30 protein-coding genes, 1 tRNA gene and 1 riboswitch are annotated in these 23157 nt (G+C 44.1%); of the genes, 7 read left to right on the forward strand and 24 right to left on the reverse strand.

All coding sequences use genetic code 11. The annotated features are described in order from the left end of the window. The first annotated feature begins 18 nt into the window (after positions 1-18). Together B6A14_RS01630 and B6A14_RS01635 are read left to right on the forward strand one after the other, a co-directional pair. A complete protein-coding gene (locus tag B6A14_RS01630; RefSeq protein WP_087908898.1) occupies positions 19-756 on the forward strand; it encodes a pseudouridine synthase in 738 nt (245 codons plus the stop codon). Between the two features lie 116 nt (positions 757-872). Continuing rightward, positions 873-2441 (forward strand): peptide chain release factor 3, encoded by a 1569-nt coding sequence (locus B6A14_RS01635; protein WP_236635631.1) that lies wholly within the window; start codon positions 873-875, stop codon positions 2439-2441. Here B6A14_RS01635 and B6A14_RS01640 read toward each other — a convergent pair whose 3' ends face one another. Further along, positions 2442-2687, reverse strand: a complete 246-nt coding sequence (locus B6A14_RS01640; protein WP_087908730.1) for a hypothetical protein — start codon at positions 2685-2687, stop codon at positions 2442-2444. A gap of 261 nt (positions 2688-2948) precedes the next feature. Here B6A14_RS01640 and B6A14_RS01645 point away from each other — a divergent pair, with 261 nt between their 5' ends. Then, positions 2949-3131: a hypothetical protein gene (locus tag B6A14_RS01645; protein ID WP_087908731.1), complete on the forward strand. Its 183-nt coding sequence runs from the start codon at positions 2949-2951 to the stop codon at positions 3129-3131. Between the two features lie 50 nt (positions 3132-3181). On the opposite strand, the gene B6A14_RS01650 is transcribed toward B6A14_RS01645, so the two are convergent. Beyond that, positions 3182-4054, reverse strand: coding sequence for a DMT family transporter (locus B6A14_RS01650; RefSeq protein ID WP_236635605.1), 873 nt, complete (start codon positions 4052-4054; stop codon positions 3182-3184). Between the two features lie 90 nt (positions 4055-4144). Here B6A14_RS01650 and B6A14_RS01655 point away from each other — a divergent pair, with 90 nt between their 5' ends. Continuing rightward, positions 4145-4789, forward strand: coding sequence for a histidine phosphatase family protein (locus tag B6A14_RS01655; RefSeq protein ID WP_087908732.1), 645 nt, complete (start codon positions 4145-4147; stop codon positions 4787-4789). A 61-nt stretch (positions 4790-4850) separates the two neighbouring features. Here the strand turns inward: B6A14_RS01655 and B6A14_RS01660 are convergent, their stop codons facing one another. Next, on the reverse strand, positions 4851-5042 hold the full coding sequence (locus tag B6A14_RS01660) for a hypothetical protein (RefSeq protein ID WP_087908733.1): 192 nt from the start codon (positions 5040-5042) through the stop codon (positions 4851-4853). A gap of 77 nt (positions 5043-5119) precedes the next feature. Here B6A14_RS01660 and B6A14_RS10460 point away from each other — a divergent pair, with 77 nt between their 5' ends. Further along, positions 5120-5242 (forward strand): hypothetical protein, encoded by a 123-nt coding sequence (locus B6A14_RS10460; RefSeq protein WP_269088035.1) that lies wholly within the window; start codon positions 5120-5122, stop codon positions 5240-5242. After that, positions 5216-5317, reverse strand: a riboswitch (glycine riboswitch). Its footprint overlaps the gene before it by 27 nt. 143 nt (positions 5318-5460) lie before the next feature. Here the strand turns inward: B6A14_RS10460 and B6A14_RS01665 are convergent. The 12 genes from B6A14_RS01665 to B6A14_RS01715 form a co-directional block, all read right to left on the reverse strand. Then, positions 5461-6198: a sulfite exporter TauE/SafE family protein gene (locus B6A14_RS01665; protein WP_087908734.1), complete on the reverse strand. Its 738-nt coding sequence runs from the start codon at positions 6196-6198 to the stop codon at positions 5461-5463. After that, complete coding sequence (locus B6A14_RS01670; protein WP_087908900.1) at positions 6198-6593, reverse strand: VOC family protein; 396 nt, start codon at positions 6591-6593, stop codon at positions 6198-6200. Before B6A14_RS01670 ends, B6A14_RS01665 begins: the two co-directional genes overlap by 1 nt. 10 nt (positions 6594-6603) lie before the next feature. Beyond that, positions 6604-7905: a lipase family protein gene (locus tag B6A14_RS01675; RefSeq protein WP_087908735.1), complete on the reverse strand. Its 1302-nt coding sequence runs from the start codon at positions 7903-7905 to the stop codon at positions 6604-6606. A 33-nt stretch (positions 7906-7938) separates the two neighbouring features. Continuing rightward, positions 7939-8493 carry a peroxiredoxin gene (locus B6A14_RS01680; RefSeq protein ID WP_087908736.1) on the reverse strand — a complete coding sequence of 185 codons (555 nt, stop codon included), beginning with the start codon at positions 8491-8493 and terminating at the stop codon, positions 7939-7941. A gap of 8 nt (positions 8494-8501) precedes the next feature. Then, the gene (locus tag B6A14_RS01685; protein ID WP_087908737.1) at positions 8502-9191 is read right to left on the reverse strand and encodes a haloacid dehalogenase type II; all 690 of its coding nucleotides are present in this window, start codon (positions 9189-9191) and stop codon (positions 8502-8504) included. Between the two features lie 98 nt (positions 9192-9289). Beyond that, positions 9290-9874, reverse strand: a complete 585-nt coding sequence (locus tag B6A14_RS01690) for a histidine phosphatase family protein (RefSeq protein WP_087908738.1) — start codon at positions 9872-9874, stop codon at positions 9290-9292. A gap of 144 nt (positions 9875-10018) precedes the next feature. Then, positions 10019-10222 carry a hypothetical protein gene (locus tag B6A14_RS01695; protein WP_087908739.1) on the reverse strand — a complete coding sequence of 68 codons (204 nt, stop codon included), beginning with the start codon at positions 10220-10222 and terminating at the stop codon, positions 10019-10021. 149 nt (positions 10223-10371) lie between these two features. Beyond that, positions 10372-10494, reverse strand: coding sequence for a tautomerase family protein (locus B6A14_RS10495; RefSeq protein WP_330831782.1), 123 nt, complete (start codon positions 10492-10494; stop codon positions 10372-10374). A 4-nt stretch (positions 10495-10498) separates the two neighbouring features. After that, positions 10499-10771 (reverse strand): tautomerase family protein, encoded by a 273-nt coding sequence (locus B6A14_RS01700; RefSeq protein ID WP_330831783.1) that lies wholly within the window; start codon positions 10769-10771, stop codon positions 10499-10501. An 18-nt stretch (positions 10772-10789) separates the two neighbouring features. Next, on the reverse strand, positions 10790-11200 hold the full coding sequence (locus B6A14_RS01705) for an MAPEG family protein (RefSeq protein WP_236635607.1): 411 nt from the start codon (positions 11198-11200) through the stop codon (positions 10790-10792). Between the two features lie 95 nt (positions 11201-11295). Further along, positions 11296-11691: a COG4315 family predicted lipoprotein gene (locus B6A14_RS01710; protein ID WP_087908741.1), complete on the reverse strand. Its 396-nt coding sequence runs from the start codon at positions 11689-11691 to the stop codon at positions 11296-11298. An 88-nt stretch (positions 11692-11779) separates the two neighbouring features. After that, a complete protein-coding gene (locus B6A14_RS01715) occupies positions 11780-12226 on the reverse strand; it encodes a tetratricopeptide repeat protein (RefSeq protein WP_087908742.1) in 447 nt (148 codons plus the stop codon). A gap of 215 nt (positions 12227-12441) precedes the next feature. On the opposite strand from B6A14_RS01715, the gene B6A14_RS01720 reads away from it, so the two are divergent. After that, positions 12442-12933, forward strand: a complete 492-nt coding sequence (locus B6A14_RS01720) for a cupin domain-containing protein (RefSeq protein WP_087908743.1) — start codon at positions 12442-12444, stop codon at positions 12931-12933. A 102-nt stretch (positions 12934-13035) separates the two neighbouring features. Here the strand turns inward: B6A14_RS01720 and B6A14_RS01725 are convergent, their stop codons facing one another. The 3 genes from B6A14_RS01725 to B6A14_RS01735 form a co-directional block, all read right to left on the reverse strand. Next, on the reverse strand, positions 13036-13245 hold the full coding sequence (locus tag B6A14_RS01725; RefSeq protein WP_087908744.1) for a BrnA antitoxin family protein: 210 nt from the start codon (positions 13243-13245) through the stop codon (positions 13036-13038). Positions 13246-13247: 2 nt separating this feature from the next. After that, positions 13248-13535, reverse strand: a complete 288-nt coding sequence (locus B6A14_RS01730) for a BrnT family toxin (protein WP_087908901.1) — start codon at positions 13533-13535, stop codon at positions 13248-13250. 138 nt (positions 13536-13673) lie between these two features. Further along, positions 13674-14735 carry an aldo/keto reductase gene (locus B6A14_RS01735; RefSeq protein ID WP_087908745.1) on the reverse strand — a complete coding sequence of 354 codons (1062 nt, stop codon included), beginning with the start codon at positions 14733-14735 and terminating at the stop codon, positions 13674-13676. 220 nt (positions 14736-14955) lie between these two features. On the opposite strand from B6A14_RS01735, the gene B6A14_RS01740 reads away from it, so the two are divergent. After that, a complete protein-coding gene (locus tag B6A14_RS01740) occupies positions 14956-15621 on the forward strand; it encodes a cupin domain-containing protein (protein WP_087908746.1) in 666 nt (221 codons plus the stop codon). A 98-nt stretch (positions 15622-15719) separates the two neighbouring features. On the opposite strand, the gene B6A14_RS01745 is transcribed toward B6A14_RS01740, so the two are convergent. The 6 genes from B6A14_RS01745 to B6A14_RS01770 form a co-directional block, all read right to left on the reverse strand. Beyond that, positions 15720-16205, reverse strand: coding sequence for a hypothetical protein (locus B6A14_RS01745; protein ID WP_087908747.1), 486 nt, complete (start codon positions 16203-16205; stop codon positions 15720-15722). A 203-nt stretch (positions 16206-16408) separates the two neighbouring features. Then, the gene (locus B6A14_RS01750) at positions 16409-16768 is read right to left on the reverse strand and encodes a DMT family protein (RefSeq protein WP_087908748.1); all 360 of its coding nucleotides are present in this window, start codon (positions 16766-16768) and stop codon (positions 16409-16411) included. Positions 16769-16883: 115 nt separating this feature from the next. Continuing rightward, positions 16884-17732: a cupredoxin domain-containing protein gene (locus tag B6A14_RS01755; protein WP_087908749.1), complete on the reverse strand. Its 849-nt coding sequence runs from the start codon at positions 17730-17732 to the stop codon at positions 16884-16886. Between the two features lie 216 nt (positions 17733-17948). Continuing rightward, positions 17949-20318 (reverse strand): beta strand repeat-containing protein, encoded by a 2370-nt coding sequence (locus B6A14_RS01760; protein WP_087908750.1) that lies wholly within the window; start codon positions 20316-20318, stop codon positions 17949-17951. A 439-nt stretch (positions 20319-20757) separates the two neighbouring features. Continuing rightward, a tRNA-Phe gene (locus B6A14_RS01765) sits at positions 20758-20833 on the reverse strand. Between the two features lie 57 nt (positions 20834-20890). Beyond that, on the reverse strand, positions 20891-23095 hold the full coding sequence (locus B6A14_RS01770) for an OsmC domain/YcaO domain-containing protein (protein WP_087908751.1): 2205 nt from the start codon (positions 23093-23095) through the stop codon (positions 20891-20893). Between the last annotated feature and the right edge of the window lie 62 nt (positions 23096-23157).

Below are 23157 nucleotides of genomic sequence, written 5' to 3' on the forward strand. Positions count from 1 at the left end.
TTGCCGGATAATGCAGGCATGGAAGAAAAAGTACGCGTTTCGAAACTGTTATCTGAATTGGGGCTATGCTCACGTCGCGAAGCAGACTCTTATATTGAGCAAGGCCTTGTAACAGTTGACGGCGAAGTAGTCAACGAACTTGGCGTGCGTGCTTATCGACATCAAAAAATTGAATTGCAGTCTGGCGCCAAGGCGCAACAAGCGTCTCGTATTACCGTCATTCTGAATAAGCCCGTTGGATATATCTCTCACTATGACGATGAGCAAGAGTATCAACCGGCCGCTTCTTTGATTACGCCTGAGAACTATTTTGGTAGCCCGCTTGATAAAGGCCGCAACCCCCGCTTTAATACCAAAGGCTTAGCGCCTGCTGGAAGGCTTGATATTGACTCTACCGGATTGTTGGTATTGACCCAAGATGGTCGTATTGCCAAGTTATTAATTGGTGAAAACAGTCCAATTGAAAAAGAGTATTTAGTTCGCGTTGAGGGAGCTCTTTCTTTTGAAGATTTGGATCGCCTAAAACATGGCCTCTCTTTGGATGGCGTTGCCCTCAAGCCAGCACAAGTCAGTTGGCAAAATGAAGATCAATTACGCTTTGTATTGCGCGAGGGCCGCAAGCGCCAAATCCGCAGAATGTGTGAAATGGTTGGTCTCAAGGTCATTGGCCTCAAGCGCGTCAGAATAGGTCGGATTTCTCTTGGCCCACTGCCGCCAGGTCAATGGCGATTTGTCAGGCCTGAAGAGCAATTCTAGGCAGGCGCGCCCGCTTATAATTGCGTCCAAACTAAATTAATAAGCGCAGAATTACCATCGAAACCACCACCTCCAGTACTCCAGCCGCAGAAGTATTACGACGTCGCAGCTTTGCCATCATTTCTCACCCGGATGCTGGCAAGACTACGCTGACCGAAAAGCTATTGCTTTACGCTGGAGCCATTCAAATTGCTGGCAGCGTTAAGGCCCGTAAAGCCAGTCGACATGCAACCTCCGACTGGATGGAGATCGAGAAACAACGCGGTATTTCTGTCGCCAGCTCAGTCATGCAAATGGAGTATCGCGACTGCATCATTAATCTACTGGATACACCTGGTCACCAAGATTTTTCTGAAGATACTTACCGCGTTTTAACCGCAGTGGATTCTGCCCTAATGGTGATTGATGCGGCTAACGGCGTCGAATCTCAAACCCTACGTCTACTTGAAGTCTGTCGTGCCCGCAATACGCCAATTGTTACCTTCATTAATAAGATGGATCGCGAAGTTAAGCCGCCCATGGAGTTAATGGACGAGATTGAAACTGCTTTAGGCATTGAAGTGGTTCCCTTTACTTGGCCGGTTGGCATGGGCAAATCTTTTGCGGGCGTGATTGATATCGCCAATATGCGCATGCGCATGTTTAAAGCAGGAGAAGATCGTGTTACTGAAGACTCACATGCTGTGGTGGATGTAAATGATCCCGCACTTAAAGCGCGCCTTGGAACCGATTTAGAAAATGCACTAGCAGAAGTAGCGCTTATCAAGGAGGCAATGCCGGCCTTTGATCAAGAAGCCTTCTTAGCGGGCCGTCAGTCCCCGGTATTTTTTGGCTCAGCAATTAATAATTTTGGTGTCCGCGAAATCTTAAATACCTTAGTTGAATTAGCACCGTCTCCAGGATCACGTAAAGCACTACAACGTGAAGTAAGCCCTGCTGAAAATAAATTCTCTGCCGTTGTGTTTAAGATTCAAGCCAATATGGATCCAGCACACCGAGATCGGGTTGCATTCTTGCGCATCTGTTCTGGGCACTTTCAACGCGGTATGAAATTAAAGATCTGTCGCAATAACAAAGAAGTGCGCACTAATAATGCCCTGTCCTTTCTTTCACAAAGACGCGATATTTTGGATGAGGCATATCCTGGCGATATTATCGGCCTACCAAATCATGGCTTGTTACGCCTAGGTGATACGCTTACCGAAGGTGAACAATTGCAATTTACAGGCCTGCCATTTTTTGCTCCTGAAATTTTTCGCATGGTTGAATCTGCCGACCCCTTGCGCTCTAAGCAATTAAGAACCGGTCTCATGCAACTCGGCGAAGAGGGCGCTATTCAAGTCTTCCGCCCCATGACTGGTGGCACGATGCTCCTAGGTGCCTTTGGTCAATTGCAATTTGAGGTTGTAAGTCATCGCCTGCAAACGGAATATGGCGCTGAAGTGCGCCTACTACCTGCCCGCTATAGTCTGGCACGTTGGGTCAGCTCAGATGATCCTGTTGCCTTGAAAAAATTTACTCAAGAGAATATTCATCGCATGGCAGAGGATGTTGTAGGCGCATCGGTATTTCTTGCTTCACATAAGTCAGAGCTTGATGTCGCACAACAGCGTTGGGAATCCATTCAATTCCATGCCCTGAGAGAGCATGCGGGTCTGATTTATCAATCTGATTTAGCGGGTTGATTATTTGCCTTTAATCTGAGGCGCCTTGCAGTCAAACACTGCAATGAGTTGAGTGTCACTATTTCTAAAGGTAGCAGCTTTTCCGTATTGCGCACAGTAGTTGCTGGCTTTTTGAGTGAGCTGCTCAATGGACTCACCGCTACTATTTAAAAAAGTAACCTGATTTGAATCAGATGCGTCTGTGTAGACCGCTGCGCAAGCATTCAAAAGAGTGAAACAAAATATTCCAGAAATATAACTCTTCATGCAAGGCATTCCTTATTGTTAACTTATTAGATAAATCTAATCTTCTCAAGCGGCAAAGTAGTTGCTAATGAACTACTCAAAGATCTTAAAATGCACATAACTAAAGCAAAGAAGGTATCTAGAAGATGAATTGTCCCTTAATCATAGCGCCTGAACTTTTAAACTGTTATTCTGAACTGTGATCACTATTGTGCGCCCTAGATAGGGGGATCTCTTGAGCATCCCTCTTGAATTCATCATTTCATAACTCTAGGAAAACTCATGGCTGTAGGCCAAAATCAAAGAAACAGAAAAAACGACCCCATGCTCACTAAAACAGGCAAGCCACGTCTTGGGCCTTTAAATGCTACTCAGCTCAATAAATTACTGGAGGCCAGCAATAAGCCAAAAGAGAAAAGTAAAATTTTGCGAGCGCTTAGCAAGCACACTGTTGCTGCTGCATAAATACCAAGCCCCGTATAACGGGGCTTTTTTAATGAAGGTACACGAAGTATTTATACCCTCTTCACTAACATTTTCTTTCCTAAGATAACGGTAGCGATGACTAAGAAAGCAAATACTAAATTCATTATTGTGAGCGAATCTCCAAGTAAAACGCTGGCTGCAATAAGAGTACAAAAAGGTTGTGTGAGCTGAACTTGGCTAACACGTGCAATACCGCCAATAGCAAGCCCTTCATACCAAAAGAAGAATCCAATATACATCGAGAACAAACTTAGATAAATGAAGCTAGTCCAGGCTATGGGGCCTGCATTGATGTATTGCGGATCAAATGTGACATAACTCACCACCAAATTGATAGGCAGCGAAATCACAAGCGCCCAAGAAATTACAGACCGTGGATTCATTTTGCGAGAAAGCTCACCGCCCTCTACATAACCTGCGCAAGCACAAATACCGCCGAGAACTAATAAGGCATCTACATAAGTAAAGCTTCCGGAGCTTTTTAGTAAGGCGTATATCACCACCAAGGACGCGCCCAATAAAGAAACTAGCCAAAAACCTAGGGATGGTCTCTCCTTAAAACGAATCACGCCAATGACGGTAGTAGCTAAGGGCATCATGCCTAAAATGACTGCACCATGAGATGAAGATCCTTCGGTCATGGCAACAGTAGTAAAAATTGGAAAGCCAAAAACGACGCCCAAAGCAATCACTACGAATTTAGTGAAATCCGCCCTGGTAGGCATGGGTTCTTTTTTATATATTAGGTAAGCCAAGGCAACCACCGCTGCGAGCGTAGCCCTGCCGAATGCAATGAAGTACGGATCGAAGCTCAGAACTGCAATCTTGGTCACCGGCAAAGTCAAACTAAAAATCAAAATGCCAATAAAACCGATGAGCATTCCTTTGGTTTCTTTATTCACTGTCACCCTTTGCGTGTATCAGACCATTGTATTGAGGAATCTGTAGACTGGCTTAAGACCCATGGAATCATTAGCCCTTATGATTGCTAAATGACTACGACTCGATTTTGCTTAGTGCGCCACGGAGAAACTGATTGGAATGCTGATCGCCGCCTACAGGGCCATACTGATATTCCTTTGAATGCCCTTGGCTTAGCTCAAGCAGCCCAGATGGCCAGGGCGCTTAAAGCTAACCATTTTGAATTTGATGTTCTCTACACCAGCGACTTACAAAGAGCGAAGCAAACTGCAAAAGCGATTGAAAGCCTCTATACAGTTTCTGCCATTACCAACAGCGCACTGCGAGAGCGTCATCTTGGCACCCTCCAAGGGCTTACTATTAGCGAAGCGCCGGATTCAGAGCCAGAGCTCTGGCAAGCCCACATCAATAGAGATATTCACGAAGAGTTACGTGGTGGCGAAAGCATCCTGCAATTTGCAAACCGCATCAAAGCTGCACTTGAAGAAATCCAAGAAAAGCATACTGGCAAAACAATCTTGTTGGTCAGCCATGGCGGAGCTCTGGATATGATGTATCGAATGGCGAGCAATCAAGCATTAGATGCCGAGAAAGCGGTGACCGTTCCAAATGCATCACTCAATTGGATTAGTTGGAATGGATCTAACTGGAAAGTGGAGAGCTGGGCAGACACCAGTCATCTTGATGGTTTAGCATTGGACAACTTAGATTTATAGCCGCATCCATACCAAGGCAGTTAATAAATAAGCCACCAAAAGATGGCTTATTTACAGTAGATCACTTTGCTGCTTGTAATTTATTTTGATCTGATGCGCAAAAGTCAACAATCACATCTGCAAAATTTAAATAGCGAGAATTGCTCTTTCTAAATTGATCAATTTCTGCAGCAAGTGGTGAAGCTACGCCTTTAAAACCAGCATCTTCATATCCAGGGTGATACGGTGCCTCTTCAACAAATTTGTTTGTCATACATTAACCTTGTTCAATAAGCGCTCAAAGCGATAACGCCATTAAGCAATATAGAAATAGATCTGCATCTGCAGACCATGAGTAAATTTGCTACTGAATTATTTGCAAAGGTTTTGCATAAAGTCTCTCCCAAAACGGCCCACCAGCAACATAGCGATGCCATGCAGATGGATGCCGCTCCCCCTGTCCTTGATACCTGAGAGATTCACACTAAGCCTGGCTTAGTGCTTGCTCCTTCGGTGCACCATAAATGGTGGCTCTCCAGACGGCTATTTAGGATAAGCAGTACGTTCCTGTGGGATACCTGAGCGTTCATGGGAGTTTGCGCCTTCGGTGGAGGGTTGTCCCTCACTCTCCTGCTTACGGAAATTATATCCTGATGCCCTCAATTCAGAACTAGTGATTTATACCAATGCCTCTACAAAGACATGGCTAGGATAGAGAGCCCTGAAATGAGCATCACGAGCTCCATCAGCAATAAAAACTTCTTTTCTGGCAAGGCCAAAACAATTCTTTTAGAAAAAATTGAGCCGACTAATACGCAACTACCAATCAACAGGCCCTGAATAATGGCTGTCACATTTAAGAACCCAAGCTGGTGGAAAGTAATGCCCTTGGTAAATAGAATGGATAGAGTACTTGCGGCCTCGGTGCCTAAATAGGCCCCTTTGCTTAAGCCAAACGCCAAGAAGAATGGCGTATTAATCGCACCCGTTGTTGCCACTATGCCAGTGAGGTAGCCAATGACAGCGCCCACCAAACTCATTTGCCATAGCTTAAGATAAAAATTCTGCTTACGCATCCACCTGCGAATTGGGATGAGCAGAATAAGGAAAAGGCCAAGAGTAATCTCAACGAGTCGATCATTTAACGTCACCAAGGTATTGACGCCTAACATCACCGCAGGTATTGCGGTAACGCTGTAGACAAAACACACTTTCCAATTAATGACGCTCCACCAAAGGAAAATACGGGAAAGGTTTGCGACCGTAGCAACGAGCGCAATGACTGGAATTGCTTGAATCGGCCCATAAAAATACACTAGGGCGGGCATTAAGATGATCGTGGTGCCAAATCCAATTACCCCACCTAAAACTCCGGCACCCAAACCTAGAACCCCCAGGACAAGGGCCTGAAGGAGTAGGTCTTGAAACATCAAGAAAGTAACTCGCTAATCTCAATCAAATTTTGATCAGGGTCACGAACATACACAGAGTTTATTTTTGCAGTTGCTCCAGTGCGAACGACCGGCCCCTCGATAATCGGCCAAGCCTCTTTTTCTAAGTGTGCAATGACTTCTGTAAGTGGTCTATCGGCAATAAAGCAAAGATCTAGAGCGCCTGGAGTTGGAATGTTGGCCTTGGGCTCAAACTCCTTGCCCTTAATATGCAAATTAATCTTTTGATTGCCAAACTTAAAAGCCTTGCGCTCTACTGGCGGAGATCCACCAATGAATGACTCTAACTGCATACCCAATACGCGCGTATAAAAATCAATACACTCAGTCTCTTTTGCGGTAGTCAAAACAAGATGATCCAAATGATCAATCATCACATTACCTTTAGTTTTGTGGGCAAGCATTTGCCATAGTTTTTCCGGCAATACGATCTTTTACCCAGGGTAGATATAAAGGCCCAGCGGTGCCAGGCGTAGAAAAGTGGGTTTGCTCTCCTGGCAATTGAACTCTGCTAATGTTGCCGCCCAACTTGCACATTTGCTTTTGATATAACTCGCCCATTACAGGAGGTACAACCGTATCTTTCGTGCCCCAATAAATAATCACGGGAGCTACAGGTTTGACTGGATTAACGCTTCCCTTTAAAAATGCTTGCGCCCATGCCAAAGTATTCTGTGCCTTTGGTTTTAAAAGGTTTTTGTATCCAGTCCCATAGGCATAGTTCAAAGTATCGGCTGATGCATGTAGACATTTATTAGAATAAATTTTGTCGATTACTTTTGCGCCATCGTCTGTTAACAAATCAGTTAACTTGAGATTAGGGAACGCCGCCTGAGTGCCCCATAGGGTCATTGAAAAATGCGCAAAGTTAAATACATTGTCAGAAAAACTAGCGCTTAACTCGCTTATCATTTTTTCTGATATTGCTTGATCAAGTTTGGCTCCAGGCATTGTTACCGCAACATCATAGGGGGCGAGGGCCACAAAACCTACTGGCTGAATATCATCAAACGCAGTGCCTTTTTTAGAAATGTAATCTGGCATGCTAGCTGCGGCAATCGTAGTGCCGCCACCTTGTGACCAACCATAAATGATGGCCTTTTTGCCGGCGCCGGTTTCTTGCATTGAACCGACCGCTCTAATGGAGTCAATCGTATCTTTAGCTTGCGTAATGGCTACTGCGTACTGATGCTTGCCGCCGCCGCCCAGACCCTGATAGTCGGTACCAACCACTACATAACCCTCTTTAATAAAAGCCTCTAGGTTTGGAAGTCCGTAGTCTGACCACGAGTTTCCATCTAATAAGAAATATTGATTTAAAGAAACTGCGGGATTGGTCAGCTGAGATGGGCCACAGCTTTGTGCAGTTCCTGTAGTTCCATGTGCCCATGCCATCACGGGCCTCCCTTCAGCAGGGGCCTTGCCTACTGGAGCCACTACTAAGGCAGTAGAAATAGTCTTTCTATCACCGACGTCTGATGAAATATAAGCAATACGCCATGCCTGTGCACCAGACACTGCGGTTGATATTTGTTCTTTTTGAATTACCTGCCCTAACTTACCATCTGGGCTCATTTTGCTCACAGCTTGATAGAAGGGAGGGATAGATGGTTCCGCGCAGACAATACCAAAGCTTGAGCTAAAGAAAATAGACAGAACAGCAGCTTTGCATAAAACTTGTTTCATTTCAGGCTCCCCCTATGTATAGATAAAGCTATTCTAGTGGGTCTTTAAATACTCCAACACCCAAGCTGCGTCGCTATCACTCGGAAAAATGGGATAGTGCACAGCCTCAATAACGCCATGATTAGCGATCAAAGTAACGCGTTTTAACAAAGTCATGCCAGCGCTGATAAAAGTTGGCATCTTCAGCGCCTGCTGAAACTGATAGTGAACATCACTGACAACTGCAAACGGCAAATGCAGTCTATCGGCCATCTCTTTTTGATACTCAGTAGTTTGAACGCTTAAACCTATCACCTGGGCACCAAGTGATTGAAGCTCTTGATAGTGGTCCCGGTATGCACAGCTTTGGGGTGTACAGCCCCGAGCACCGGGAATCTGGTCCCAGCCCTCAGGCAAAGCCACATTAGGCCGCCCCGTCATTGGATAGCAATAAATGACGAGCTTTTGTTTGATGCTACCAAGATCAATCATCTGGCCATTGGTGGCCTGCAATGCAACATTGGGAAGCTTCATGCCCCTTAGATGATCAGCGGCTCCATCATCTTGGGGAATGGGAAGGTCAGCAGGGAGCTCATTAATATTTGTCATAACTCATTTTATTGAATTACTACTTCTAAAACCTTAGTCAAAGAATTGCCTTCGTAGCTTGGTTTTTCACCAATCTCCTCGAAAGGATGACCAAGACGGTTCACCCAAAACACATCAAAACCATACCACTTGGCTGCCAGAGCATCCCATGCGTTACTAGATACAAACAAAACTTCTGCTTTCTGAACGGGGAATGCTTTTAACAAAAGCTCGTAGGCCTGAGGGGCGGTTTTAAATAAACGCACATCTTCGATTGTGAGGACTTTATCTAGGTAGGGCTTTAAACCATTGCTCTCCACTACGGTAGTAAGCATTTCTCTACTTCCATTGGACAAGATCGCTGTCGAAATACCTTTTTCTTGAATTGTTTTGACAACCCCTAGGCTATCTTCAAAACTAGTCAGCTTAGCGTATTGATCCATCAATCTCTGCTCATTTTCCGGGGTGAGGCTGAGGTTCATCCGCTTACCAACATAGCGCAATGAGCGAATAGTAAGCTCCCAAAATGGCAGGTAATATTTACTACCACTGGGATTGGGATCACTCATAGTAACTAGGCGGGTATAGTCGATTTGTCGATCACGCCACATCACAGAGAACTCTTGACCACGGCCTGGAAACAGCTCTTCTGCCAACTGCCCCATAGAGTAGACATCAAACAATGTGCCGTAGGCATCAAAGGCAATAAGCTTATACATACCGTTTTCGCTGTGTAATTTGAATTTCTATTGTCGTTTAAAGCGACGTTTTGGATAGATCACTACAACCATATGGGCTAGAGATTCAAGCGCAGCCACTAGACCTTAGGGCTTGGATAAAGTGTATGAGAAATATATTCTCCGTTTTTATTCACCCTCACCAATACCATGTCGCCCACTCCAACTACTTTACCAGTGTAGGCCCGAATATTGACATGATGCGTTACTAGAATGAGCGGCACCTTAGATTGCTTAGCTAATTCATTTTTAATAAACGCTTCCAATGCTTTGGTTTGACTCTTTTCCAAACTCATATCATCAAAAAATGATCCGAGTGATGGTGCAATTTTGACCGGGCCTTTATTAAGAAGAGTCGCCGTGTCTATACATCTACACCAAGGACTGCTAAATACTTCTGCTCTCACAATGCCTTGGTTGCTTAGCCACACTCCAATTGTCTTGGCTTGCTTTCTTCCATAATCACCTAAGTTACGCTGAGTCGAGCACTGACTAATGACATAGCCTGCTGGGTCGCCAAAACCGGGAGCGTCTGCGTGCCTCATCAGCAAGACATGCTGACCATCCTGCAAATCATTTACTAAAGAAGCTGCTGCTTGCTCAACAACACAAACACAGCTGAGCAAAAAAATAAGAGGGGCGATTATTCGCTGAATGAGTTTCATAAATTGAAGATATTGCTGACCATAAAGAGCATCCTAATGGACAATCCATATTCCTGCTGAACCAAAAGGAAAAAACCACCCGAAGGTGGTTTAAATCATTCTTGTTGGCTGGGCAGACTCAACCAGGATCCAAAAAACTCTTTTTTATTTATTGGACTTAATGGCAAAAGATAACCAACCAAGAAAAATGCTGATCAATAACGATACTATTAACTTTGGAGTGTTTGAAAGCGTCTCACCTGTTGGCAGGATTAAGTTAAGCACAATCGTAATGCTGATGACCATCCCAAAAAAACCAGCATATTTTGAGACTGCATCTTTGATATCGTGAGTTGTAGGTAAAAACATGTCGTCTATCCTTTCGGTAATCAGGCTTGAGAGATCACAACAGATTAGACATTACATCTGAGCCTAAAAACGGTCAATAGTCATGCTGAAATTGGCCCAATAAGTGGATTATTTCGCCTATTTCTGTCTAGGTCGGAATCAACTAGATTCTAAGATCCCTCATCTTTTGGTGCGTATTGCATCTCGCCATTGCCAAATGACCAATTTTCCTTATTCACCTCAACTAAATTGATCACAATGTCCTGAGGCCTGACTTTAAGCTTCTCAACCAAACCTTCACATATGGCTTTGTAGAACTTTTTTTTTCATCTCCGTGCTCCTGCCCTCATTTAAAGTCACCTGAATAAAAATGATGTCTTCAGAATACTCAATGCCTAGATAACTCTTAGGCATTACCAGCTCGGAGCTTTCGTGCTTAGTAATGACTTGAAACTTATCATCTATAGGCACATTAATGTGCCCTGTCATCACTTCATAAACAATCTCACCTACTTGCTGGGCAAAACCTTGTGGATGTTTTTTACTTAAATCAATTCGTACGAACGGCATAAGACTCCCTTTATTTTTCTAGCCCATTAATTGGTATAGCGACCAACCTAAATTCAGCATAACCAAGGCGATCAGTGTGTAGAAGGTGAACTTCATTCCTATTACGCGCTTGCTGAAATGTGGAGGGGGCTCATTGATACCAACAGCATGAATCAAGCGTCCAATAATAAGCGTGATGCCAGGAATGAAGACCAACCACCCAGGGGCACCGTTCAACTCCAAGCAGGCAATCAAAATGATTCCCAAAGGCACGTACTCAACAAAGTTTCCTTGGGCACGAATTGCCCTTTCAAGATCATCATGACCACCACTTCCCAGGCCAACTTGATTCTTTCTTCTCAAGCCTATGACAGCAAAAGAGAGTTTGATAAAGATTATGGTCAGTAGGGAGGTAATAATTGCGGTCACTATTAGCATTTGAAGTTCCAAGAAGAATTCCTAGATATTAATCAGAAAAAGAAAAACCACCCGAAGGTGGTTTTGCTGTTTCGTAAAAGCCCAGGACGTCCGTTCCCGAACGACCACTACATCTTGATAATTTGCCATGCGCCTTCTGAGCGGCCATCACCAATCTTATCCCCTGGTTTTGTGTCTTTGACATAAAAATATAAAGGCATGCCCTTGAAAGCTAACTGTTTTTTGCCATCGTCGCGTGTAATGATTGAATAGCCACTAGAGACGGCAGGACTCCCATCAACCAATAGGGGCGGCCAATTCGTTGCACACATCCCATTACAAACCGACTTTCCTGAACCAGCTACATCTTTGCTATAGGTATATAAGGTCATATTGTTATTGCCGGCCAATACGCCATCATTAGCCTTTGTAAATGGTGCTAATGCCACTCCAGTCATTGATGCACAAGCGGCCAAAGTCACTGTAGCGACTAATCCTATTAATACATTTTTAATGCGATTCATAATTTTCTCCTCTTGATGGAATGCCTACTTTAAGCCTAATTTAAGTCTTTTGTTTTACAAGGCCTGGCCGACAAAAGAGTGTCGAGCCTTACTTTCTAGACTTGTATTTTTGTACCGCCTCTTTTAAATCCGAGTACTCCTCGCAGCCAAAAGTACAGGCCTTATCTAGTCGAGCTAATAAGGCCTCAGCACCTGGCAAGTCATTGTTGATTAACTTGAGTTTTCCATAGTACTCAAGAGCCCCTCGATGCTCTGGATCTATTTTCAAGGCAGCCTGATAGTACTTTTCTGCCCCCACTAAATCGGGCGGCTGTTTTTTTCGAAGACTGTAACCAAGCAAATTATTCCAATCGGCCGAGCCCACTTCATTAGCAGCCTGTAATTGCTGTATTGCCAGATCATATTTTTCTGCTTTAATACTCGCTCTTGTCTGGGTTAACCAAATGGGGTCTTGTTTAGCAGGGGCGGTATCAGCAGCGTGAGATATCCCAAGCATTGAGAGAAACAACAAAACTACTGGAAGAAATTTTTTCATTGGGAGCTTTTAGTGAAGAGTCACTCTTTTATATACCCATTATTCAATTCTTGCTTGCATGGGTGTTAAATGAAAACCAATCACAGGTGGTTTTGGATCTTCGTACTGACTCTGGCTCTAATTAACCATAGCCTGGGATGCCGAGTTCTGAATACGTCTATAGAATAAGCTTGGGTAAACGCAAATCAAGCTACAGACAAAAAGTAAGGGCTTACATGCAAGACATTCAGACCATCATCGATGCCCTTCATCTTGAGCCACATCCTGAAGGCGGCTTCTACAGGGAAATGTATCGCTCAGAAATAGCCGTGAAAGACTTAAAGGGTTCCGCTAATAAAAGTGCCTACACCAGTATTTACTATCTGCTATCAGGAAAAGATTTTTCAGCCTGGCACCGAATTAAATCCGATGAAACTTGGTACTTCCATCTTGGCTGTGATGTTCTGATTTATTTTTTTGATGAAAATAAATCTCTAAAAACTATACAAGTAGGGATGACATCAAAAAATTTACAGGCCACTATTCCTGCCCATACCTGGTTTGCGGCAAGGCTACTAAACGAGGTTGCCTTCTGCCTTGTGAGCTGTGCAGTAGCGCCCGGCTTTGAGTTTGATGATTTTGAAATTGCGGAGCGTGAATATTTATTAAAAGAATTTGGTGCGTCGGCCGAGAGTATTCAAATGATCCAAGCGCTTACTCGAAAATAACCTCAGTCAAATAAAAAACTACCCGAAGGAGGTTTTGGTGTTTCTTGGTGGCCTGGGTCAGAATCGACTAGGACTTCAGAAGATTCTCATCCTACCTCTGGACTACTTCCAGCTAAGATTCAATTTCTTATGCGAAGCGGCACAATCTCTCAAATAGAGATTAATGAGACTTTGATAAGGAATGCCTACCTCTTCTGATACAGATTTGAAGTAAGTTACGGAGTCTTCATCTAGCCGAATCGTAATAGGCTTCTTGAGCATCGAAGCATAGGGGTTTTTACGTGCTTTTGAAAAATCATATTCTTTACGCATCTTTATCGCCTTTTATAAGCTGTTGACTCTTTAGGGCTTGCCTTACGAGCCGAAATAATACGAACGACATTACCCCCGCTTCGATAACAATGGCAAACCAAAATCGCACGAAGAGAATGGCTTACTCCCAGCAAGATAAATCTGTCTTCATCTTCCGAATGATCGGGATCGGAAATTAACTTAGCACCTTCATCATAAAACACAGATTTCGCCTCTTCAAAGGAAACGCCATGTTTTTTCAGATTGGCCGAAGCTTTTCTAGGCTCCCACTCAAATCGTAATGAAGTCATATGTACATTGTACATATGTTAAACGGAAGAAGCAAGTCCGTCTGCCCAAATGAAAAAACCACCCGAAGGTGGTTTTAGTGCTTCTTGGTGGCCCGGGGCAGAATCGACCAGGGTCTTAGGACGTCCATCCTACTGGAACTACTTAGCCAGCGCTGCTCTAGCGTTCATAGCACGACGAATATAGCCGTTGTATGCTTTACCTGGATATGCTGGCATTTCTTGTAACTTATCAAAGCCTGGGATAGTTTCCATAAACTTGACCATTCGAATTCGCATTTCTTGATCAGGCAACTTACCACGCATAGCCCTGTTATTTTCGGTTTGATGATCAGGGTTGCTGGTTGCTGGAATAGCACAGGTAATCGCAGGATGTGAAATGACCCACTTTAAGAAAAATTCTGCCCAATTCCTGCAATCAAATTCTTTAGCAAAATCGGGTAGAGGCCTACCTTCTACCAACTTAAATAAGCGCGCTTTTTCAAACGGCATGTTGACCAAAACCGCCGTTCCTTTATCCATGGCAGCGGGAAGAATACGATCCTCTGCCAAACGCATTTGAATTGAGTAATGCACTTGAACAAAGTCTAAATCGTTGCGCTCAACCTGCATAGCCAAGGCATTGAAGTATGGGATTTCGTGATGGGTTACCCCAACATAACGAATCTTTCCCTCCCGCTTCCAATTTTTTAGAACGGGCACAATTTGATCGACGTTGACCAAACTATGTACTTGCATGAGGTCTATTTTTTCACGCCATAGTCTTTCTTGACTTTGTTCAAAGCTCTTTTTGGCATGACTATCATCAGCCAAAAAATCGCCCGTTGACCAAATCTTATTTGCAATGAACATTTGATCATTAATTCCCATGGCAGTTGCAAAATCTCCAACACTGATTTCGCCAGTACCGTACAGCGGTGAGGTATCAAACACACGCCCTCCACCATCCCAGAAGCGTTTAATCACTTCGCGAATATTGTTTCGTGGAGTGCCAGGCAAGAGATCAAAGGTCAGGTACGTACCAAGACCAATAGCAGGCAAAAGCTCACCAGAGCGTGGAATCTTGCGGGTAATGACGCCAGAGTTTGATTGTGCAATTGCCGATCCTGTCGGCATCAATGCCATTGGCAGCGCTGAGGCTGCGGCGGTTAAACCAATTGTTTTAAAAAAATCACGTCGATTAGGTTTTATAAGCTCAGTCATATGATTGTTAGATTAAGAATTGGTTAATGAGAATTGGGCATTTATCTTGCATTACTGGGAAATAATTTAGCACAATTAAGCGACATTACCAGCGCAGGGGGGTCTAATTGATCTGCCCTTTTAAAGGAGGATTCTTGCTGGCCCGGGGCAGAATCGATCGGTCGCAAGGATGCCTGACTCTGTTTCCAGTAAGCTGATAGCTTTCTATGTGGATGCATAAATGAATATCAATTCGGACTTTTCCCAGAAGGCAGTGATTAATACCTCGGGTCTAGTCTGGAACCTATCGCCTGTATCAGGCATCGAAAGAAAATATCTTGATCGAATTGGCGATGAAATTGCGCGCGCCAGCTCACTGGTTAAATATAGCCCCGAATCGTCTTTTACTGAACATACTCACGGCGGCGGAGAAGAAATTCTAGTTCTTGAGGGCAGATTTTCTGATGAGCATGGTGACTATCCGGCCGGCACCTACATTCGTAATCCACCCAACAGTAAACATACGCCATACTCAAAAGAAGGTTGTATCTTATTTGTAAAGCTAAGGCAATTTCATGCTCAAGATGATTCAATAGTCAAAATAGATACGACAACTGCCAAATGGCATCCTGGATTAGTTTCCGGACTATCTGTAATGCCACTTCATGAATTTGATGGCGTTGGAACCGCTTTAGTTCGCTGGGCGCCAAATACAATTTTTAATCCCCATGTTCATCCAGGTGGAGAAGAAATATTTGTTCTTAAGGGTGTATTTCATGATGAACATGGCTCATATCCCGCCGGTACATGGATAAGAAGTCCTCGATATAGTAAGCACGCGCCCTTCACCAAATCAGAGGGTGCACTCATCTATGTAAAAACTGGCCACCTCAATAATCTGCTTTGATTAAATGAAAAAACCCGAAGATGGTTTTGATATTTCTTGGTGGCTCAGGTGGAATCAAACCGGGAGTTCAGAAAATCCTATCTAGATCTAGACTAGATCTAATCATTGCTCACAATTGTCCCGTCTGAAGCCCTTACTTTGCGATAAGTGCGCATCATATCCATCATTACAGCGGTACTCCAAGCAAAGCAAAAAAGGCTGCTCATTGACAGAACTACAGCAAGAATGCGATATCTACTTGGCAGATTTGAAACGGCCTGCTCAGATCCAATTGTTGTGTATATGCCGCCAATCACAACAATTGCGTGATCAATGCTTATTGCTACCCCATGCATTAGCCCCAAGAGAGATAGTATGGCAATCTCGCTTAGGTGAATTAATGCTAGTGCGGATAAGCCCATAAAGAAAAAAATTTCCATTCGGAAATATTGCTTCTTAGCAATTAATTTATTGGCGTGTCGATGGTATATGGATTGGGCGCCCCATAAACATAAACCGTGATAAACAATCAACACAAAAAACACCAGGATAAAGCCTATCAATAAGCCAAAAGAAGATAAGTCACTAATTGAAATTTCTTTCATTTTTAAGCACCCAATTAATTCCGTCCAGTTAACTTTCGCAACCCATTGAATGAATTGTAGCTAGCACCGAAACCCACTAGAGAGTAATTTTGATAGCGCATTCAGAGTCGTGCGCCCCCCAAACGAAAAAACCACCCGAAGGTGGTTTTAGTACTTCTTGGTAGCCCGGAGCGGAATCGACTAGAGCGCAGGATGTTTAATCCTTAGCCCCTAAACATAAAGTAGACTGCACCCAAGAGGCAGAGGCCAGCCCAAATGTAATCCGTCTTAAATGGCTCACCCATATAGAAAACAGCAAATGGCACGAAAACGGCCAGAGTAATCACTTCTTGGGTAATCTTCAGCTGTCCAAGTGAAAAGTATTGAAATCCAATTCGATTTGCTGGAACTTGAAAAGCATATTCGAACAAGGCAATAGCCCAGCTTGCGAACACAGCGATCCACCAAGGCTTTGAAGATAAATTCTTTAGGTGGGCATACCAAGCAAATGTCATAAAGACGTTGGAAAGCATCAATAGGCCGATAAAGGAAAGTGGGCCAACAAATTTGGATAGGCTGATCATTCCTCCATACTAACTTCTTACCCAAGCCCCAAATGAAAAAACCACCCGAAGGTGGTTTTGGTGTTTCTTGGTGGCCCGGGGCGGAATCGAACCAGGGCCTAGGATGCTTATCCGCCTAGTGTTTCTTAGGCACTACATTAATGATGCCCTTCATGCCAGCCTCATAGTGACCGGGCTCAAAACATGCCATGGCATATTGCCCAGGCTTTTTAAAAGTCCACACTAATTCTGCTACTTGCCCTGGTTTCGCTGAAACTTCATTTGTGTGGTGATGACCTTTGGTGCTGGGGTTAGCCATTTCTTTGGCATGAGCAATGATTTCTTTTTCCGTACCAATTACCAACTCATGATCTACTTTGCCCTTGTTAACCAAAATGATGCGAATAGGTTCCCCCGCTTGCGCCTCCCATGTTGCTGGAGAAAAACGCATAGTGTCATCAACTTCGATACGAACCTCTTTCATTGATGGAGCGGCCACTTGTGCTGGTGCTCCATGATCATGACTATGGCCATCACCACCATGCTCATTAAAGTAGGAGAGGGAATATAAAGATGCAGCGATAACTAGAGCAAGACTAATGACGCCATAAATGAGAACAGACCGCACTTTTACTTTGCCCTTGCCTTCCATTAAATACATGGCCAATAAAGACATAGCAAAGCCAACTGGAACTACCCATGAACTTCTAGCAGGAGAATCGGGGAAGTGCTGAAGACCACCCGTAAAGAAACCCAAACCAATTGAAGCAACAATCCCGATGGCTAATACATCAGTCCAACTATGGTCTTTATCGGGATTAGAAATCTTTTCTAGTGTGCCGCCAACCAGATAGATGGCAATTCCAAAAGCAGCCGTCCAGAAGGAGCGTTCGCCACTAAAAAATCCATGAGTAATAGCGCCAGCAGTAAAGCTAATGCCCGTATATTTACAAAGAGAGGAGATATGACCAAGTGGGAAGTTCATTTTTTCATCTTAAGACATTTGACGAAAATTATCTTAACCACATCGCCCAATGGGGCTTAAAGGGCAACGCTATCGCAATCAGCGAAATCTTATTCTCCAGCGCCAAATGAAAAAACCACCCGAAGGTGGTTTTGGTATTTCTTGGTGGTCCGGGGCGGAATCGAACCAAGGCCTAAGATATTAGGCTCTATACCTAGACTATCCTTTAAAGAGACATCATAATCCCACAGTGTAAGTTGCCATTACAGTAGTTGAGGAGATGGCTTGATAGGCTTCTTGACGATAAATGCCAACTAGGCTCAAACGCTCTTTAGGGCTTAAAAAATAGTTTGCACCTAAACTAGCAGTGGCGCGTGTATTTTGATAATTTCCATTCATTGCAATATTGAAATACCCATTACCAGAAGTAACTAAATTACTTATATTGGTATTTAGATCTTTTTCAAGTCCTGCACTTGCAAATACTGAGGTCTTTTCATTTAGCGTTCGCTGACCAGTTAGTCCTGCGATCGCAGTTGTCACATAATTATTAATTGCATCGTAACTTAATGGAAATGCTACTTTTGCAGTTTGAGCCTCAGTGTATCCCGCCATTGTACTTTTGACATAACGTAACCCTGCGTAAGGCGAAACTAAGGTTTTATTGCCTATGGCCATGCCATATTTAAAGGCGGCCATAGCGCCTTGTGAACTGAGTGATGTCGATCCTGAGCCAGGCTCGGATGTGCCCACCTCAGGGCGAGTGAGAGTCAATCCTTTATTAACATAACCTAAGGCAAGTTTAGCCTCCAGTCCAGTTCCATCCAATTTTTGCGACCATACTGTAAAAAGACCGGCCATTGGATTGGCATTACTTAATTGAGCAATTCCGCCTGGCGTACTTGAAGACAAATTTTGATCCAAGTAAGCACCGAATCGAATTTGGGGTGAATAGCGATACGCCCCAATAATTAGGGCGCTAGTGGTATTAAATTGATCACTACTTACATTGGTAAAGCGACCACCAGCAGATACACAAATATTATTAGCGCCAAATACTGTGCAATCGTAGCTCATGCCATTAACTAAGCCAGCAGACTGCGAGGCAAATAGTCCTTGTAGAGTGCCCCCCAAAGAAATCAAAGACGCCTCTGTATCCGAATCTTCTGGGACCAGTGCGTAACCCTGAGCTACCAGTATGGCTTGTAATTGCTCCACATCTGTAGTCACTACATCGGATGGCTCGACAATCAGATCAATTTGCTCAGTACCAAGACGTTTTGCTAGTGCCCATGTGAAAGTACTCCCAAGTGTGATGCGCCCGAACGTATTTTCAATATTATTAATACTAATATCGTTAAATACACCACTGTAAATGGTGTTGTAGCTGAGCGTCGAAGCGCTATTAATACCAAAACTCATTACGCCTGATACCGAGGTGTTGCTGGCCTCTAATTTGCCATAACTAGATGGGCTATTAACAATAATGCTGTAGTTATTTGGCAGCGTTCCAGAATACGTCAGCGGTGTAGAGCCACCTTGAGAGTTTATTAAGGTAGTGATCGTGCCATTATTAACGATGCCATAGCCTCCAGTACCTGCAGTAATGGTGCCAATATTATTTAGGGTTGTGATTACACCAGAGTTTTCAATTCCGACTCCGCCAACCCCAGCTGAGATCGTACCCGTGTTGTTCAGGGTGGTGATGGTGCCGGTGTAATCGTTATAAATTCCAAATCCGTAATCCCCCACCGAAATCGTACCTGTGTTATTCAAGGTGGTGATAGTGCTTAGTTGGTTATTAATTCCGGTTCCAGATCCACCTGAGATCGTACCCGCGTTGTTCAAGGTGTCGATAGAGCCAAAAAAGTTGAAGATGCCTCCGTACCCTCCCCCAGCAGAGATCGTGCCTCCAAGAGCATTAGTTAAGGTGGTGATGGTGCCCCCTATGTTTGCAAGCCCAGCTCCGTCAGCTCCACCTGAGATCGCGCCCGCGTTGGTCAGATTGGTGATGGTGCCATTGTTTTGAATTCCGACTCCACCATTTCCACCTGAGATTGTCCCCGCGTTGGTCAGATTAGTGATGGTGCCAATGTTTGCAATTCCGACTGCTTCGTTTCCAGCTGAGATACTACCTAAGCTAGTGTTGTCTAGGGTGGTGATGGTGCCTTCGTTATAAATTCCGACTCCGCGATCTCCAACTGAGATCGTACCCGCGTTGTTCAGGGTGGTGATGGTGTCACGGCTCGCAACTCCGACTCCGCCAACCCCAGCTGAGATCCTACCCGTGTTGTTCAGGGTGGTGATGGTGCCTTCGTTCTCAATTCCGACTTTAAAATCCCCCGCATCAATAATTCCAGTGGCTGTATTGTCTATGGTATTTACTGTGCCAGTATTAACGACTATTACACTTTCGCCAGGATTCGATACCGTAGAAGTCTGAATAGTAAGATTGCCGCCAGACAAAGTAACGCCATCATCACAAGAACTTGTTATTAAAATGGCGCCGGTTCCTGTAGAGGGGCACGATTGGGCATAAACACCCGTCATCGCCACAAAGGTGAATCCAATAGCAGTGGCAAATTGTTTGGTTGTGCGTAGATTCATAATCCCAACTCATTCAGATAATTAAAGCTAAGCATTACAGGCGTAGTATGAAATTTCGAATATTTTATTTCTAGCGCTTAATTACTCTAATTAGTATTAATCCCTAGAAAATTATCGAGTTGTAGCTATCAAATCTGACTGAGGGACACCAGATACTTACGCCAAATCACTCCAATTAGATACAAACCACAACACTACTGTCCATCAAGCGGACGATCTTGTTTGTGTTCGGGGAGATTTGTTGGGGCGTCCTTTTAAAGGACGCTTCATGTCACAGACATCTATAGTTGAAAGGGTCAAACAGGATTAAACATCCTGATGTTTAGATTACTAGCCCTCAACACTGACAAGAAACGCTAGAAGTAAGGTAAGAACGCCCTCAACTACTTTTAAGCAAACTGAAATGAAAAAACCACCCGAAGGTGGTTTTGATGTTTCTTGGTGGCCCGGGGCGGAATCGAACCACCGACACAAGGATTTTCAATCCTCTGCTCTACCGACTGAGCTACCAGGCCAAGACTTGGAATTATAGATGAAACTGCATTCCAGGCTGGAAAATGGCCTTACGGTTGCTAACTGCCTGTGGCTGCGGCCCTAGAGCGAGCTGTGTGTAACTTTCTATAGCTATCGATCATACGGTGGTGCCTATCAAGGCCCTCCAGATTTATGCTGGTTGGGGTCAGGCCATAGAAGCGCACACTGCCGTCAACTGAGCCCATTACTGCATCCATTCTGCTTTCACCAAACATGCGGCGGAAGTTGGCTATGTAATCTTCTATCAGCAAGTCATCATCTAGATAAATCTCTAACGTCGCACTTAGGGCTTGATAAAACAATTTCCGCTCAACTGTGTTGTCGTTATATTGAAGGAATGCGCCAACTAGCTCATGGGCCTCATCAAATTGCTTTAGTGACAAATGAATTAGAAGCTTCAACTCCAACACTGTGAGCTGGCCCCAGGCTGTATTCTCATCAAACTCGACACCAATCAATGTAGCAATATCACCATACTCATCGAGCTCATTATTTTCAAGCCGCTCAAGGAGTGCGCTTAGGCCCACATCATCGAGTGAATGAAGGTTCAAAATATCCTCTCTAAATAACAATGCCTTATTGGTGTTATCCCAAACCAAATCCTCTATTGGATAAACCTCTGAATAAGCAGGAACGATAATTCGGCAGGCGATTGCGCCGAGCTCTTCATATACCGCCACATACGATTCTTTACCCATGTCTTTGAGAATGCCAAACAAAGTGTTTGCTTCTTCGGCGTTAGAGTTTTCACCTTGACCTGAAAAATCCCACTCAACAAAATCGTAATCTGATTTTGCACTGAAGAAGCGCCATGAGACGATGCCGCTTGAGTCTATAAAATGCTCAACAAAGTTATTTGGCTCGGTGACCGCTTCGCTTGCAAAAGTAGGAGGGGGAAGATCGTTCAGGCCCTCTAAGCTGCGACCTTGTAGTAATTCCGTTAGGCTTCGCTCCAGCGCGACTTCCAGGCTTGGGTGTGCGCCAAAAGATGCAAATACTCCGCCAGTCCTTGGATTCATTAGGGTAACGCACATCACCGGATAAATTCCACCCAGCGATGCGTCCTTTACCAGCACCGGAAAGCCTTGCTCTTCAAGACCTCGAATGCCCGCAAGAATGCCAGGATATTTTGTGAGCACTTCCTGCGGCACATCAGGCAAAGTAATTTCACCTTCCAATATTTCACGCTTGACTGCGCGCTCAAAAATCTCGGACAAGCATTGCACTTGCGCCTCGGCAAGCGTATTGCCTGCACTCATGCCATTACTAACGTAAAGATTTTCAATCAGGTTAGAAGGAAAATAAACAGTTTGGCCATCTGACTGGCGCACGAACGGCAAGGAACAAATGCCGCGCTTAGCATTGCCAGAGTTTGTATCAATCAAATGTGAGCCACGCAACTCACCATCTGGATTAAAAATTTTCAGGCAATACTCATCCAAAATTTCTGTTGGGAGAGCATCATTTTTACCCGGCTTAAACCAACGCTCATTTGGGTAATGTACGAATGCTCTATTGGCAATATCTTCACCCCAGTACGTACCAGCATAAAAATGATTGTTACTCAATCGCTCGATGTACTCCCCCAAAGCGGAAGCCAAGGCGCTTTCTTTTGTGGACCCTTTGCCATTGGTAAAGCACATTGGGGAGTGCGCATCACGAATATGTAAGGACCACACATTTGGAATGATGTTGCGCCACGAAGCAATCTCAATCTTGATTCCCAAATTGGCCAATACGCCCGACATATTGGCAATCGTTTGCTCTAGAGGTAAATCTTTGCCTGCAATATAAGTACTCGCATCAGTACTTGGCTTCAAGGTCAATAAAGTCTGTGCATCCTCATCTAAATTCTTTACTTCTTCAATCACAAACTCTGGTCCTGCTTGGACTGCTTTTTTAACCGTACAGCGATCAATAGAGCGCAAGATACCTTGACGATCATGAGCAGAAATGTCCTGGGGCAATTCAACCTGAATCTTGAAGACTTGCCGGTAACGATTTTCTGGATCAACAATATTGTTTTGCGAAAGTCGAATATTTTCAGTAGAAATATTGCGAGTGTCGCAGTACAACTTCACAAAGTAAGCTGCGCATAAAGCAGATGAAGCTAAAAAATAATCAAAGGGGCCTGGCGCTGAGCCATCGCCCTTATAGCGTATAGGCTGGTCAGCAATTACAGTGAAGTCATCAAACTTAGCCTCAAGACGTAGCTTGTCGAGAAAATTGACCTTAATTTCCATGAAAATAATTCCGAATATGGTGGGCAAATAATTTAGGCGCCGTCGCCAGTAATAAAACTGAC

The organism is Polynucleobacter hirudinilacicola, from assembly GCF_002192535.1.
Classification (GTDB): domain Bacteria; phylum Pseudomonadota; class Gammaproteobacteria; order Burkholderiales; family Burkholderiaceae; genus Polynucleobacter; species Polynucleobacter hirudinilacicola.

Bases quoted from the DNA above. Each gene is read 5' to 3' on its own strand.
- B6A14_RS01720 (WP_087908743.1), top strand. From the start codon at position 12,442: ATGCAAGACATTCAGACCATCATCGATGCCCTTCATCTTGAGCCACAT.
- B6A14_RS01750 (WP_087908748.1), bottom strand. From the start codon at position 16,768: ATGATCAGCCTATCCAAATTTGTTGGCCCACTTTCCTTTATCGGCCTA.
- B6A14_RS01735 (WP_087908745.1), bottom strand. From the start codon at position 14,735: ATGACTGAGCTTATAAAACCTAATCGACGTGATTTTTTTAAAACAATT.
- B6A14_RS01760 (WP_087908750.1), bottom strand. From the start codon at position 20,318: ATGAATCTACGCACAACCAAACAATTTGCCACTGCTATTGGATTCACC.
- B6A14_RS01675 (WP_087908735.1), bottom strand. From the start codon at position 7,905: ATGAAACAAGTTTTATGCAAAGCTGCTGTTCTGTCTATTTTCTTTAGC.
- B6A14_RS01770 (WP_087908751.1), bottom strand. From the start codon at position 23,095: ATGGAAATTAAGGTCAATTTTCTCGACAAGCTACGTCTTGAGGCTAAG.
- B6A14_RS01710 (WP_087908741.1), bottom strand. From the start codon at position 11,691: ATGAATCGCATTAAAAATGTATTAATAGGATTAGTCGCTACAGTGACT.
- B6A14_RS01665 (WP_087908734.1), bottom strand. From the start codon at position 6,198: ATGTTTCAAGACCTACTCCTTCAGGCCCTTGTCCTGGGGGTTCTAGGT.
- B6A14_RS01670 (WP_087908900.1), bottom strand. From the start codon at position 6,593: ATGATTGATCATTTGGATCATCTTGTTTTGACTACCGCAAAAGAGACT.
- B6A14_RS01640 (WP_087908730.1), bottom strand. From the start codon at position 2,687: ATGAAGAGTTATATTTCTGGAATATTTTGTTTCACTCTTTTGAATGCT.
- B6A14_RS01630 (WP_087908898.1), top strand. From the start codon at position 19: ATGGAAGAAAAAGTACGCGTTTCGAAACTGTTATCTGAATTGGGGCTA.
- B6A14_RS01695 (WP_087908739.1), bottom strand. From the start codon at position 10,222: ATGTTTTTACCTACAACTCACGATATCAAAGATGCAGTCTCAAAATAT.
- B6A14_RS01745 (WP_087908747.1), bottom strand. From the start codon at position 16,205: ATGAAAGAAATTTCAATTAGTGACTTATCTTCTTTTGGCTTATTGATA.
- B6A14_RS01680 (WP_087908736.1), bottom strand. From the start codon at position 8,493: ATGACAAATATTAATGAGCTCCCTGCTGACCTTCCCATTCCCCAAGAT.
- B6A14_RS01690 (WP_087908738.1), bottom strand. From the start codon at position 9,874: ATGAAACTCATTCAGCGAATAATCGCCCCTCTTATTTTTTTGCTCAGC.
- B6A14_RS01645 (WP_087908731.1), top strand. From the start codon at position 2,949: ATGGCTGTAGGCCAAAATCAAAGAAACAGAAAAAACGACCCCATGCTC.
- B6A14_RS01655 (WP_087908732.1), top strand. From the start codon at position 4,145: ATGACTACGACTCGATTTTGCTTAGTGCGCCACGGAGAAACTGATTGG.
- B6A14_RS01755 (WP_087908749.1), bottom strand. From the start codon at position 17,732: ATGAACTTCCCACTTGGTCATATCTCCTCTCTTTGTAAATATACGGGC.
- B6A14_RS01685 (WP_087908737.1), bottom strand. From the start codon at position 9,191: ATGTATAAGCTTATTGCCTTTGATGCCTACGGCACATTGTTTGATGTC.
- B6A14_RS01730 (WP_087908901.1), bottom strand. From the start codon at position 13,535: ATGACTTCATTACGATTTGAGTGGGAGCCTAGAAAAGCTTCGGCCAAT.
- B6A14_RS01715 (WP_087908742.1), bottom strand. From the start codon at position 12,226: ATGAAAAAATTTCTTCCAGTAGTTTTGTTGTTTCTCTCAATGCTTGGG.
- B6A14_RS10460 (WP_269088035.1), top strand. From the start codon at position 5,120: ATGAGTAAATTTGCTACTGAATTATTTGCAAAGGTTTTGCATAAAGTC.
- B6A14_RS01725 (WP_087908744.1), bottom strand. From the start codon at position 13,245: ATGCGTAAAGAATATGATTTTTCAAAAGCACGTAAAAACCCCTATGCT.
- B6A14_RS01740 (WP_087908746.1), top strand. From the start codon at position 14,956: ATGAATATCAATTCGGACTTTTCCCAGAAGGCAGTGATTAATACCTCG.
- B6A14_RS01660 (WP_087908733.1), bottom strand. From the start codon at position 5,042: ATGACAAACAAATTTGTTGAAGAGGCACCGTATCACCCTGGATATGAA.
- B6A14_RS01700 (WP_330831783.1), bottom strand. From the start codon at position 10,771: ATGCCGTTCGTACGAATTGATTTAAGTAAAAAACATCCACAAGGTTTT.